This window comes from Pedobacter sp. Hv1, from assembly GCF_001412215.1.
In the GTDB taxonomy this organism is placed as follows: Bacteria; Bacteroidota; Bacteroidia; order Sphingobacteriales; family Sphingobacteriaceae; genus Pedobacter.
Map to the genome: position 1 here is coordinate 119,994 of NZ_LLWP01000012.1, position 12,998 is coordinate 132,991.

Here is a 12,998-nt window from a genome sequence, read left to right on the forward strand (position 1 = left end):
TAGTTGAATTAGTTTGCGCTTAAGTATTCAGCAACACCTGTTCTGTTGGCATTCATTGCTTCTTTACCTTCTTCCCAGTTTGCAGGACAAACTTCACCATGTTTTTGTACGTGGCTATAGGCATCAATTAAACGCAAATATTCTTTTACATTTCTACCCAATGGCATATCGTTTACACTTTCGTGGAAAACCTTACCAGTTTCGTCAATTAAATAAGTTGCTCTGTAAGTAACGTTTGAACCAGAAAACACTTCTTCGCCAGCCTCATTGTACTCCACATCTTGATCTAAAATGCCAAGGATATTTGCTAAATGTCTGTGTGTATCTGCTAAAAGTGGATAAGTTACACCTTCGATACCACCATTATCTTTTGCGGTGTTTAACCAAGCAAAATGAACTTCATTGGTATCACATGATGCACCAATTACCATTGTATTTCTTTTTTCGAAATCAGGCAAAGCTGATTGGAAAGCATGTAATTCTGTTGGACAAACAAAAGTGAAATCTTTTGGATACCAGAATAACAAAACTTTAGAATTTTTATTTACTGCTTCTTCAAATATATTGATCTTCAAGTTATCGCCCATTTCAGACATTGCATCAATACTAACACTCGGGAATTTTTTACCTACTATTGCCATAATTAATTTAAAATTTTTTGCAAAGATACGGCAATTGGCCTTCTTAAGCAACCAAGTTTAACTAATCTGACATACTTAATACCTATAGCATTATAGATAAAAACTATATAATGAAACTTATAATTAGTTTTTGTCTATTTTATTTCGATTAAAGAAAAAGCCCCCTGAATTGATCAGGAGGCTTTGATTTTAAGCTAATATGGAAAGCTAACTATTTCTTTAATGTAGTTTCAAACAATTTAAAAATACGTTTGTACTCGTCTGTCCAGCTGCTTGGTTCTACAAAACCATGATCTTCTACTGGATAAACAGCTAACTCCCAATTGTCTTTACCTAATTCGATGAAACGTTGTGTAAGTCTAACAATGTCTTGGAAATGTACGTTTACATCTACCATACCATGCAACATCACTAGGTCTCCTTTAAGTTTATCAGCGTAATAAATAGGAGAGCTGCGCTGATAAGCAATTGGATCGTTAAATGGTTCGTTTAAGATGTTAGCGGTATAACCATGGTTATAATGTGCCCAATCTGTAACCGAACGTAGCGCCGCTCCAGAAGCAAAAACTTCTGGCTCCTTGAATAAGCCCATTAAGGTAATGAAACCTCCGTACGAGCCTCCGTAAAGCCCCACATGCTTTGGATTAACCCCATATTTCTCTACCAACATTTTAACGCCATCAACTTGGTCTGTTAAATCTTTACCACCCATGTTTCTGTAGATGCCGGTACGGTGATCTCTACCATAGCCAGAACTTGCGGTATAATCGATATCAATTACAGTATAGCCATTGTCTGCTAACAAATTGTTGAACATGTATTCTCTAAAATACTGGCTCCACCAATAATGTACATTCTGAAGGTAACCTGCACCATGTACAAATACTACCGCTGGTTTATTTGGATGTGGTTTAGATGCAGGATAAACTCTTGCATACACATCTGCACCATAACGGTTTTTAAAGGAAACCAAATCAGGTTGACGCCATTTGTAACTATCGAATTCAGTACTAGTAGATTTGGTAATCTGCACTGCTTTTGCGCCTGGTTTATTTTCTTGAATATACAATTCCCACGGTTTGTCCATGTACGAATAATTGATCGCTAACCATTTTTCATCTGGCGACATTGTGATTTCATTACCACCTTTCATAGAGGTAAGCTGAATAAGATCGCCTCCGTTTACACTGATTTTATAAAAATGTGTAATACCTGGATGCTCTTTATTGCCACTGATATAAAATACCGTTTTATCTTTTGAAAGTTGCGCTCTTTGTACTTCCCATTTGCCAGAAGTCAACTGTTTTTTCTCGCCAGTGCTTACGTTATAAGTATAAAGATGTGAATAGCCAGTAGCTTCGCTTTGGTAATAGAAACGGTTGTTGTCTATCCATTCTATACCACGACCAACACCAGGGCCACCAATCCAAGCTTCATCACGTTGACGGTCTAACACACTTACGTTTCCAGTAGCGGCATCTAATTTTAAGATCCAAAAATCTTTATTATCCAACGCATCTGCAGTAATAATCGCGGTTGTTCCATCTGTATTCCAAATTGCGGTTCCGAAATTTACTTTACGGTCTTCGTTTTTCTTGGTGCGTTCTTCTAATTGTTTAGGGTAATCTTTTACATAATCTGGCAAATCTTTAATGCCGGGTATTTGTGCAGCTTTTACTACATATACGCTATCTTTTTCGCCATCATATAAGAAACTTTCAGATACTGTTTGGATCTCGCCAACTTTGGTGCGGCCTGGAATATCTTCGGTATAACCAGAAGCAGTTACATAATTTGGAACAATGGTGTTGTGGTTAGTGGTAACCGGAGTGGTTAAACGGTAACTCACATATTTTCCATCTGGACTAACCACCAATCCTGATAAAAACTTATCATCTAAGTAGATTGCTTTAATGGTACGTGTATTGGCATCATTACCACCACCTAATCCAAAACGACGAGGGCTACCAGCTGCTTGGCCTCTGTTGCCACCTTGTCTGTTTCTTTTTTTAATGATATCAAACAAAGCAGTTTGATCAGTTCTTAACCAAGTATCTTGTACACTTGGAGCAGTTCTTTCAGGTGCTCCGGCCATTGGTGTTGCTCCTGGTCTTTTACCTTTTACAAAGTTGGTAAGCTGTTTAAGCTCATTTGTAGTTAAATTTAATTGGAAAAGGTTATCACCACGTTGAAAAACAACATCGTTATTGTAAAGGAAACGAGCGCCACTTTCGCGGTCTACGGTATTGGTTAACCTCGACTCTTTTTTGCTTTTGAAATTGTAGAAATAAATATCCCCACCTTTTTCAGTTAGGCCAAAAGATTTATCCTTATTGTAGGTATAGTTGATGCCTGTGGCTTTTTCAGCGGCATTGTCTTCGGTGGTTTCTGGTTTATTAGAAAGTACACTTACTTTATAAGCCTGATCTTTGTCTTTGTTTTCAGGATTCCAACTAAAGAATACTGTTTTGCTGTCGTCAGACCAGCGGTAGTTTGTTGGTGCATTCCCCATCCATTTAGGATCACGCATTATTTTTTGCACCGTTAATGGCGCAACTTGCTGGGCCTGTGCAACCGATGCAGCTAATAAAAAGAGAAATAGATATTTTTTCATGTGATATAATATTAAAAAGTCCTGCTGAATTCAGCAGGACGAGCTTTGTTAATTTGATTTGCTTGCTAAGCCACCCTTTTTACTGCTTACATTTACAGTAAATTTAGTGCCTCCTTTAACTAACCAACGAACGGTTACGAACGAATTACCAGCAATGTTATTTACCCTGATATTGGTTGGATCTAACTTTTGTTCAGTTGTGATATCCATATCTCGGTTGTTTACAATCATTCCGGCAACAACAGTTCCACCAGTTAAGGAAATCATATCTGGAATTTCAATGTTGTTTTTTACATCCTGACTAGAGTGTGTAGGGATCATCCTGTCGTTGCTTACTACTGCAGTTACTTGTTTTAATCCACCACCAATATCTTTTACTTCGATTTCGCCAACCACTAATTTTGGCATATTGTAGGCATGGAACACGCTAAATGCCATGTTACGGTGTGCATCGCTTTCTAATAAAAACCCTGGGTGTAAACGGGTATAGGTTTTTTTGAACCCACCAATTTCAATATCGCCATAAGTTGGGTGTTTAAATGGATGCCAGTCTACAAATGCATCTTTCATTAAAAGGTCTCTATCGAAAGTATACAACTGGCCTTGGCTATCTTCTCCATCAGCTTTATTGTACATCGAATAACCAGTCCATAGCTCGTTAGAGAAGGTATAAATTCCTCTTCCACCATAAAACCAATCTAATTCGCCGCCAAATACAGAATAAAGGTCTTTATAAACAACCAGATACTTGTAGCCCGGAAGCATTTCTTCACCTTTTTTACCCAAGGCATCGTATACTCTAACATCTTGTGCATTGTAAGTATCTAAATCTTCTAAAGCACCAGGGCCTCTTAAAATCATACCACCATTATTGTGATACGATTGCGCTGCTGCGATGTTAGGGTGTTTCATTACAAAATCTACCACCGCTCTGTTCTCTGGAATAGAGAAGGGGTATTTGTAAGCTCCACTTTGGATATAATTTGGTTGCCAGTTCCATCCCCAATCGCGGTTAGGGTCATAAGCACCTTCTCCGTCTTCGTTTACAAAACCATCACCATCATTGTCAATTCCTTCAGAACCTAAAAGCTCGTATTCGCCTTTTTCGTCGTAACCTACCATGATCATTCTTCTTGGATCTGTAGGGTCAACTTTATAACGTCCGGTTGCACTTTTACGGCGCATCATTACAATATGGCCATCACCATCTAAATCATCAAAACCATCTTCGTTTGTTGCTCCATCACGGTCGTTGTCTATTGGAATTAATCCAGTACGTGGAGAGTGTGCAGTATTGGCCTGATGGATATAATTGTCTCTAGCATCTGGGTTGATGGTAGGGGCAATATAGAATGTTTTATCAGCCAATAAAGATTGGATCGATTTGTTGCCTGCGGCATACATCTCTACCAAATACCATGCGGTGTACAAAGCAAATTCACTTCCCTGTATTTCATTAGAGTGGATATTTCCATCAATATACATGGCAGGTTTTTTATCTGCAGTGCCAATTTTGCTATCTGTAATGGTCATTACCCAAAGGTCTTTTCCTTGAAAGGATTTTCCCATCGATTCCAATTTAACCAATGTTGGGTGAGCTGCGGCTAATTTTTTGCAGATATCTGTAATTGCGGTGTAATCGTTGTAGCGGTTCCAGCTAACGGTAACCTTGGGGTTTGGTGGGGTACCCACTGCTGCCAATACATTTGCAGATTGTTGGGCTTTTAAAACTCCGGCGCACAAAATCATTGCAGCCAGAAGAATAGTATGTTTAATTCTCATTGTCTTTTTTGATTATAGTGATACCTCGATTGATTTACTTCCTGTTGTTGGGCTACCCGCATCAATCGTTACCTTGCCACTACCTTTAATTAGCCAGGTCAGTTCTTTGAACTCTTTGCCCTGGATGCTTTCTAAAGTTTGGGTTTTGCGACCGCTAACTACCGTTTGGTTGGTGTTGGTATTTACTTTTACGGCAATCTTTTTTAAGAAATAGCTTCTGTCGCCTACTTTGGTATAAGTTGATAAGTCGCCGGTGTTGATGATGCTTAAGGTTACTCGCGTTAAGCCATCCGAAACTTTTTCTGTTTTTACATTTACAAAGTCTACCTGAGGAGCCATTCCTGCTAAGCTTACAATAAAGTCGGTATGTTTGCCTACAATTCCATCAACCATTTTATACGGAGGATTGATCAATACAAAAGGATCAATACCACCTACTTCTACGGTTTGTCCAGGGAAATCAGGATGGTTAACCGCTTTCCAAGGAGTAAAAGTATTGGTTATTCCTTGACTGGCGGCCCAACGCAAGTAAGCCGCTGTTGGATCTTCGTTAGTGAATTTTTTCTCTTTACGGGTAGAATCTGGGGCTACTTTTGGCACCCACCAACCCGGTGTACTGAAACTTAAGCGACCATAGTGGAAATAGGCCCATTGCGAAAAATCGCCACTTTCTGCCTGTGTTTTTGGTGCATCTTTGGTTTTGGTAATCTTATTGTATTTTTCAGAAACCAAGGCATTGGCTTTTACATCGGCATCAAACCAACCTGTAATAATTCTTTTAGTTAATGCAGAAGGATTAAAAGTTACAGGAGTAGATAGGTTATTAACCGGACCAAAAGTAACTACTGCGTACACGTTAAAAGCATCAAAAAGGAAATCGAACAAGGCTCTGTTTTCCTTTTCAGAAACTGCATATTCGCCTGCTCCTGGAACGAAATTTTTGTAGTTGTAACTCGAGTTTCTGTTGAAATTTACGCCACCATCACCATCTTCATTAAAATCGCCATCTTTATCGTTATCGATCCCTTCAGACAGCAAGATGTATTTTCCAGCTTCACCTTTGCTTGCATCTGCAATTAAGAGCGAACGAGGATCGTCTGGGTTTAATTTATATTTTCCGGTTGGGTTAAGAATACGCATCATGGTGATCTTTCCGTTTCCGTCAAGGTCGTCGATATCGTCTTCATTTAACTTTCCATCTCTATCGTCGTCTGTTTTGGTTGCATTTCCACTACGTTCTGATCTCACTTTAGCAAAATATTGCTCCGTAGCGTCAGGGCTCATGTTAGGAAAAACATAAAACGTTTGTTTGTTCAATAGATTTTTAATGCTGTCGGTAGCAGAAGCTGCCATTAATTTTTCGGCAAAGCCAATGGCCATTTCTACACCCAAAAGGTGTTTACCTTCTACACCGCCAACCACTGCAATAGCAGGTTTGTCTTCGGTTTTTCCGGTGCCTAAAGTTAACATCCAGATGTCTTTGCCACCTGCTGTTTGCGTTAAAGTTTTTGTTTTAACCCATTGTGGGTATTTTTCTGCTAGCGCTTTAACCCTTTGGGCTAAACGGGCATTGTTACTGTAATCCTGTTGGTTTTGTGCGAAAACATTGCATAGCAATAGCAGAAAAAACAGGTTGAAAAGGTAAAGTTTCTTCATGTTTGTTGAGGTTATATGTGCAATTTATAGAAAAAAGCATTTACATAAACTAAAGCTCAACAAGATTTTATAAATGTTACAGTAAAGGGATTCCGGCACTTGGTTCGTATCAACACGAACCAAGGCCCAAACTTAAGCCTTATTATCTCACCACTTTGCCCAATTGATCAATATTGACATTAAATGGAGGCATATAATCTTGGAGTAAAACGGCAAATTCTCTGCGATTGATCTCTCTATTTGGATCTAAATCGGTTTTGAATTGATAGGTTGTTTTCCATTTCTTTTCCAACTCTTTTTTGGTGCTTTCTATCGATTTGTTGCCTACATAACAAATCATATCAATGGTAGCGCCAATGGTCATTTGTGGATTTTTATAATCGTCGAACCAAATTTGCGCCTTGTAATAAAAGTCTTTAATGGGCTGTTTCACTTCTGCTGTACTTACCAATTGATTCGGTAAAAACTGAACAGCATTGTTTCCGATTTCTCCTTTAATTACGCCAGTTAATCCAACCATTTGGATCGCTTTCCAATTGGTATCTGCTTGCTTAATGTCGGTATATGGAACAATGGCCAATTTATAATTAACCAATTCTCCCTGAATAGTTTTTACGTTAGACAAGGATGTTTGAGTTTTAAAAAAGGCAGCATAAGCCGCAGTTGCACCGGCGGCTTGCCCCAGTAACATACTTTGGGTATCGTTAATCCAAACCAAGTTTTCTTGTGCTGGAATAAAGAACTGGTACATAGAAAAAATATTGCCTACTGTGCCATTCATTAACTTACCGGCAGCAACACTGGTTCTATAAATGGTGTTGTTATAGTCTAATTTTGTCCAATTGCTATTTGCATTTGCAGTAATTTTCAATGCATCATTCAGCTTTGAATCTGCGGGATTGATCAATACTTTAGGTCTAATGGATCTGCCATCATTTAACTTAAAGCTCCAGTTTTTTCCAGAACGGTCTGCCTTAACCCATAATACATTTTTAATAATGGTTAGGTTTTTAAGACTTTCGGCCCAGGTTGTTAACACCTCATTAGCGGTTTGTTTATTAAAAGTAAAGGACTGTGTACTGTCTTTGATCTGTTTGGCTTCTCTGATCTTTTTTAGAAAAGTAGCCTCAATACCAGAACTCAGATCGGCAGAGATCGGCGAAATGTCAAAGCCTCCGGCCTGTAGTAAAATGGTGGTTTTTACACCAGAAATTGCCGATTGTAAACCCGCAGCTACAGCAGCATTTCCGTTGCCAATTACCAAAACATCAGGTTTTAATGTTTGAGCTTTAACCTGAGTTAAAAAAGCCGTTAAGACTAAAATAAGAGATAACTTCTTCATCATTTTATAAGGATATAAAATATATACGCAATATGCTTTAATTAGATGTGTTTTTGATGAACTTTGATGCCATTTAACTATATTTAACAAATCACTAATGCCTTAGCCTCAAACCTATGGAGCAAAAAATTAATTTAGTTTTTAATTTACAGCAAGCATACAAATATACACTTAGAAAAAGTAATGCGGCGGAAAGGATTGCAAAACTAAAAGCTTTAAAGGCCGCTATTGCAAAAAATGAGGACAAAATTTACAAGGCTTTACAAAGCGATCTACGTAAAAGCACTTTTGAAAGTGCGGTAACAGAGCTGATTTTTATTTACGGCGAATTGGATTTTGCCATTAAAAATCTTAGCGCTTGGATGCGTGCCAAACGCGTAGGTAAAACCTTAAGCAATCCTTTTGCTAAAAACAGGTTATATTATGAGCCAAAAGGCGTTTGTTTGATTATCTCGCCATGGAATTATCCATTTCAATTAACCATGGGGCCATTAATTTCGGCCATTGCCGCAGGCAACTGCGTTATGCTCAAACCATCAGAACTTAGTCCCGCAACAAGTAGCATTGTAAGTGAAATTATAGCTGAGGCATTTAACGAGCAAGAAGTGGCCAGTTTTGAAGGAGCTGTAGAAGTATCAACAGCCTTGTTAAAATTGCCTTTCGATCACATCTTTTTTACCGGAAGTACTGCAGTTGGTAAAGTAGTGATGGAAGCTGCTTCTAAAAATTTAACTTCGGTTACTCTAGAATTGGGAGGGAAATCGCCAACGATTATTGATCAGGAAGTAAACCTTGAAAAAGCGGCAACAAAAATAGCCTGGGGCAAATTGGTTAACAGTGGGCAGACCTGTATTGCACCTGATTATGTTTTTGTACATGAGCAACAAGTTGATGAGTTTATTGAGCTGTATAAAGCTGCGGTCCATCAAATGTACTTTAAAACAAAAGATCAAATTGATCCCGCCGTGTATGGTAAAATTGTTAACCCTAAACAGTATAAAAGGTTAAAAGAATTGGTAGACGAAGCCGTTGAAAAAGGTGCGAGGATAAATTTTGGAGGAACTTTTGAGGAGCAAAACCAAACCATTTATCCTGTTATTTTAACCCAAATACCTACTGGAGCCAAAGTAATGGAAGAAGAAATATTTGGGCCTATTTTACCCATTGTTTCTTACCAAAATATAGAAGAAGTAATTGCCCAGATTAATGAAAAAAGTAAAGCACTTGCTTTATATATCTTTAGTACAAACAGCAAAAAGGTCAAGTATATCATCAAAAATACAAGTGCGGGTGGTACTTGCGTTAATGATGTATTGATCCATATTTCGAACCCTAAGCTGCCTTTTGGCGGAGTAAATGGAAGTGGCATTGGCAGTAGTCACGGTTTTTTTGGCTTTAAAAACTTTTCTCATGAAAGGGCTGTTGTTTTTCAAAGAGGTGTAGATTTCAATAAGATGATCTATCCACCGTACGAGGGAAAGGAGTGGGTGCTGAACCTTTTGAAGAAAATTATGTAATTTGCTTATGCAAGAGCTAGAGAAACTGAAATATCCAATTGGGAAGTACGATCCGCCAACGCCGATCTCCTTCACCCAAATTCAAGAATGGATTGAAGACCTTGCGTGCTTTCCGCAAGACCTCATTGAGCTTACCCAAACGTTAACTGCAGACCAGCTGGAAATTCCTTATCGCCCAGGTGGGTGGACGGTAAGACAGGTGGTTAATCACTTGGCAGATAGTCATATCAATGCTTACATGCGATTTCACCTCACTTTAACAGAAGAAAAACCACAGATTAGACCTTATCTTGAGCATAAATGGGCAGAGTTGGCAGATGGAAAAACAGGAGACATCCAACTTTCAATAGCGATTTTAAAGGCAATACATGCCCGATTGGTGGTTTTGCTGAAGACACTAACACCTCAAGATTTTGAACGCACTTATTTTCATCCCGAAGTACAGCTGGAATTTACAATGGCCTATCTTTTGGGTAACTATGCTTGGCATGGTAAACATCATTTGGCACATATTAAATCTACAATAAAATGAAAAATTATTTGATGCTGCTCATTTTAGGAGTTACATTGAGCTTACCCGTTAGGGCACAACGCCAATCGATTAAACAATTTTATTTCTTGATAGGGGCTTGGGAGATGAAAAATGCGAAAGGAAATATCTCTGAAATCTGGAAAAAAGATGGGAAGGGCTTAAGTGGAAAATGCTACAAACACCATTTGAATGGAGACAGTGTTTTAACCGAAAAAATCAAAGTGATTACCATTGATGATGAACTTTATTTTTCGGTAACTGGTTTTGAAAAGGATAACCAAGGCACAACTAATTTTAAGTTGATCTCTGTAAAAGACAATATTTTCATCTTTGAAAATAAAAAGCATGATTTTCCGCAGCGAATTGTTTACGAAAATAAAGGAAAAACAAGTTTAGTGGCTTGGATAGAGGGAGAATTGAACGGAAAGAAAATGAAGATGGAGTTTGCTTACCAACGTAAAAACCTTAGTAATTAAGGGTAATTCCGCCACCAAAACCCATATCACTATCGTAATGTGTACTTAAAGAAACATATTTAGTGGCGATAAATTTAAGTCCACCCATGTATTCTTTATCCGTATTCAGCATAAAACTGGCTCTTAATCTTTTAGAAACAGGAATATCCTCTCTCATTAATTGAAACCGTAAATTGCCATCATGGTAAACTTCTGCTTGTGCTTTAATGAGCATAGGTAAGGTGTATTCAATACCTGCCGATAGCAGTGCTCTCTTGTCTTTGGTGTTTTTTTGTCCGAAAATATTTTTTTCATGTTCATCCATTCCCATTTTTCGGTAGCGCCAATCGAAACCTATAAAAGGCATTACCCATTGCATTCGGTCAAGGTATCGGCCAATATGGGTCTCTACTTCATAGCCATGCATGGCCTTATAGCCTAAACGCCATTCTGTTGCAATATTCCAACGGGTGTTGGCCAACATGGCCATTCCATCATTCCCATTGCTAGCAAAATCATTTTCGGCCATAAAATGGAACATCCTGTCGTCTGCAAATAACATGCGTTGGGCCAATTTAGGATCGGGTATTTCGGGGTTTGGTGGCGAGTTCTCATAACTGAATATTCTTCCCATTCCGCTCATCATGTGGTACAAAATATGGCAATGGAAAAACCAGTCTCCGCTTTCTGAAGCAGCAAACTCTATGGTATCTTTTTCCATAGGCATAATGTCTAAGACGTTTTTTAGCGGAGCATAATCACCCTGGCTGTTTAATACCCTAAAATCATGCCCATGTAAATGCATCGGATGTCTCATCATGCTGTTATTGTAGAGCACAATTCTTACATTTTCTCCTTTTTTGATCAGAATCTTGTCAGACTCGGAGACAGTTTTGTCATCTAAGGTCCATACATATCTATTCATGTTGCCAGTTAGGGCAAACTTTAATTCTTTTGTTGGACCTTTTGGTAAAACTGTTTTTTGGGGAGCACGCAACATGTCGTAGTTTAAGGTAACAAGATCAGGCTGATCGGTAGACATGTCCATGTCCATTTCTTTCCCATTCTGATTGCTTTTTTTCTTTGTTGCCTTTTCATATCCAGTTATTTCAGGATACATGACCGTATTCATATCCATTAGCTGGTTCTGCATTTGCATGCCATCCATTTGTATCAGATCACCATTCATGGCCATCATGCCATTCATCATTTTCATGCCTTCAAAATACTTGAGTTTGGGCATGGGTGTTGCTTGTACTTTTGGGCCATTTCCAAGCCATAAGGAGGCCGATTTGGTGCGGTCTTCTGGGGTAACCAAAAACTCGTAGCTCTTATTTTCAGGAACGGTTACAATTACATCATAGGTTTCAGAAACTGCAATGATCAATCGGTCTACCTCAATTGGCTCCACATCGTTGCCATCATTAGCAACTACTGTAATTTTACCGCCAGCATAATTTAGCCAAAAGTAAGTAGAAGCGCCAGCATTGGCGATGCGCAATCTTACTTTATCGCCTGCTTTTAAAGTTGTTGCTGTAAATTGTTCTTTTCCATTAATCAAAAACCGATCGTAATAAACATCACTTACGTCCATCGCATTCATGCGCTTAAACTCGTTGGCCAGTTTTGTTTTGAAATTCCCTGATCTGATTGCTTCGACATAACTTTGGGTTGTTCCTTTTTTAATGGCAAACCAATCAGTTGCATTGTGTAAACTTCTTTGTACCTCTTTGGGGTTCATGTCTGTCCATTCGCTCAATACAATCGGGATAGTTGGGAGAGCGAGTTCGTTTCTTTTGTTCAAGATCATTGCGCCATACATGCCTATTTGTTCTTGTAAACCAGTATGGCTATGGTACCAATGGGTGCCGTTTTGAATGATAGGAAACTTATACACATGTGTGGTATGTGGTTTTATGGGCATTTGGGTTAAGTTGGGCACCCCATCGTATTGATTGGGAAGAAATAAACCATGCCAATGCAGGGAAGTTTCCTCATTCAAATTGTTATGTACATAAATTGCTGCCGTATCACCTTCGGTAAAGGTTAAGGTAGGCATTGGAATACTGCCATTCACGGCAATTGCTCTTTTGGGTTTTCCTGTAAAGTTGACCACTGTATCAGCAATGTAAAGATCGTATCGAACAGTTCTGGGAGGAGCTTGGTTTGTTCGTGTTTGTGTGGGAACCGTTTTTGATACTACTGGTATAGGTGCCTGTTTTGGGGTTTCGGGCACTAGTTTCATTCCACATTTGGGACATTTACCCGGCATGCTCTCCTTTATTTCGGGATGCATAGGGCAAGTGTATAGGGTTAACTTATCCTGCCCTTTTGTGTTTTCCATATTTTCATGCTGTGCGAAAACGACAGTATAAAATAGCATGAACAAACTTAAAAGGGCTACTTTTTTCATCAAAGAAGGATTAGTTTAGTAGAATTACATGGGTTTATTGCTTTAA

The 12,998-nt window shown here is 38.7% G+C and carries 9 protein-coding genes; 3 read left to right on the forward strand and 6 right to left on the reverse strand.

The window, feature by feature from the left end; genetic code table 11:
• Nucleotides 1-8 precede the first annotated feature (8 nt).
• The 5 genes from AQF98_RS20710 to AQF98_RS20730 form a co-directional block, all read right to left on the reverse strand.
• Nucleotides 9-641: a peroxiredoxin gene (locus tag AQF98_RS20710; RefSeq protein ID WP_055133877.1), complete on the reverse strand. Its 633-nt coding sequence runs from the start codon at nt 639-641 to the stop codon at nt 9-11.
• Between the two features lie 211 nt (nt 642-852).
• A complete protein-coding gene (locus AQF98_RS20715) occupies nt 853-3,255 on the reverse strand; it encodes a prolyl oligopeptidase family serine peptidase (protein ID WP_055133878.1) in 2,403 nt (800 codons plus the stop codon).
• Between the two features lie 48 nt (nt 3,256-3,303).
• Nucleotides 3,304-5,037, reverse strand: coding sequence for a M14 family metallopeptidase (locus AQF98_RS20720; RefSeq protein WP_055133879.1), 1,734 nt, complete (start codon nt 5,035-5,037; stop codon nt 3,304-3,306).
• A gap of 12 nt (nt 5,038-5,049) precedes the next feature.
• On the reverse strand, nt 5,050-6,693 hold the full coding sequence (locus tag AQF98_RS20725) for a M14 family metallopeptidase (RefSeq protein WP_055133880.1): 1,644 nt from the start codon (nt 6,691-6,693) through the stop codon (nt 5,050-5,052).
• 142 nt (nt 6,694-6,835) lie between these two features.
• Nucleotides 6,836-8,038, reverse strand: coding sequence for a hypothetical protein (locus AQF98_RS20730; protein WP_152969776.1), 1,203 nt, complete (start codon nt 8,036-8,038; stop codon nt 6,836-6,838).
• Nucleotides 8,039-8,151: 113 nt separating this feature from the next.
• Between AQF98_RS20730 and AQF98_RS20735 the strand changes: the two genes are divergently transcribed.
• The 3 genes from AQF98_RS20735 to AQF98_RS20745 are packed head-to-tail and all read left to right on the forward strand — an operon-like array spanning nt 8,152 to nt 10,560.
• Entirely contained in the window at nt 8,152-9,552 is a 1,401-nt protein-coding gene (locus AQF98_RS20735; RefSeq protein ID WP_055133882.1) for an aldehyde dehydrogenase family protein, read from the forward strand.
• Nucleotides 9,553-9,559: 7 nt separating this feature from the next.
• A complete protein-coding gene (locus AQF98_RS20740) occupies nt 9,560-10,084 on the forward strand; it encodes a YfiT family bacillithiol transferase (protein WP_055133883.1) in 525 nt (174 codons plus the stop codon).
• Nucleotides 10,081-10,560: a DUF6265 family protein gene (locus AQF98_RS20745; protein ID WP_055133884.1), complete on the forward strand. Its 480-nt coding sequence runs from the start codon at nt 10,081-10,083 to the stop codon at nt 10,558-10,560. The genes AQF98_RS20740 and AQF98_RS20745 overlap by 4 nt, the downstream gene beginning before the upstream one ends.
• Here the strand turns inward: AQF98_RS20745 and AQF98_RS20750 are convergent.
• Nucleotides 10,550-12,952, reverse strand: coding sequence for a multicopper oxidase domain-containing protein (locus tag AQF98_RS20750; protein ID WP_055133885.1), 2,403 nt, complete (start codon nt 12,950-12,952; stop codon nt 10,550-10,552). The genes AQF98_RS20745 and AQF98_RS20750 overlap by 11 nt on opposite strands.
• Nucleotides 12,953-12,998: the final 46 nt, after the last annotated feature.

Excerpts from the sequence above, each read along its gene's own strand:
- AQF98_RS20735 (WP_055133882.1), top strand. The coding sequence starts at position 8,152 with ATGGAGCAAAAAATTAATTTAGTTTTTAATTTACAGCAAGCATACAAA.
- AQF98_RS20740 (WP_055133883.1), top strand. The coding sequence starts at position 9,560 with ATGCAAGAGCTAGAGAAACTGAAATATCCAATTGGGAAGTACGATCCG.
- AQF98_RS20745 (WP_055133884.1), top strand. The coding sequence starts at position 10,081 with ATGAAAAATTATTTGATGCTGCTCATTTTAGGAGTTACATTGAGCTTA.
- AQF98_RS20750 (WP_055133885.1), bottom strand. The coding sequence starts at position 12,952 with ATGAAAAAAGTAGCCCTTTTAAGTTTGTTCATGCTATTTTATACTGTC.
- AQF98_RS20715 (WP_055133878.1), bottom strand. The coding sequence starts at position 3,255 with ATGAAAAAATATCTATTTCTCTTTTTATTAGCTGCATCGGTTGCACAG.
- AQF98_RS20725 (WP_055133880.1), bottom strand. The coding sequence starts at position 6,693 with ATGAAGAAACTTTACCTTTTCAACCTGTTTTTTCTGCTATTGCTATGC.
- AQF98_RS20720 (WP_055133879.1), bottom strand. The coding sequence starts at position 5,037 with ATGAGAATTAAACATACTATTCTTCTGGCTGCAATGATTTTGTGCGCC.
- AQF98_RS20710 (WP_055133877.1), bottom strand. The coding sequence starts at position 641 with ATGGCAATAGTAGGTAAAAAATTCCCGAGTGTTAGTATTGATGCAATG.
- AQF98_RS20730 (WP_152969776.1), bottom strand. The coding sequence starts at position 8,038 with ATGATGAAGAAGTTATCTCTTATTTTAGTCTTAACGGCTTTTTTAACT.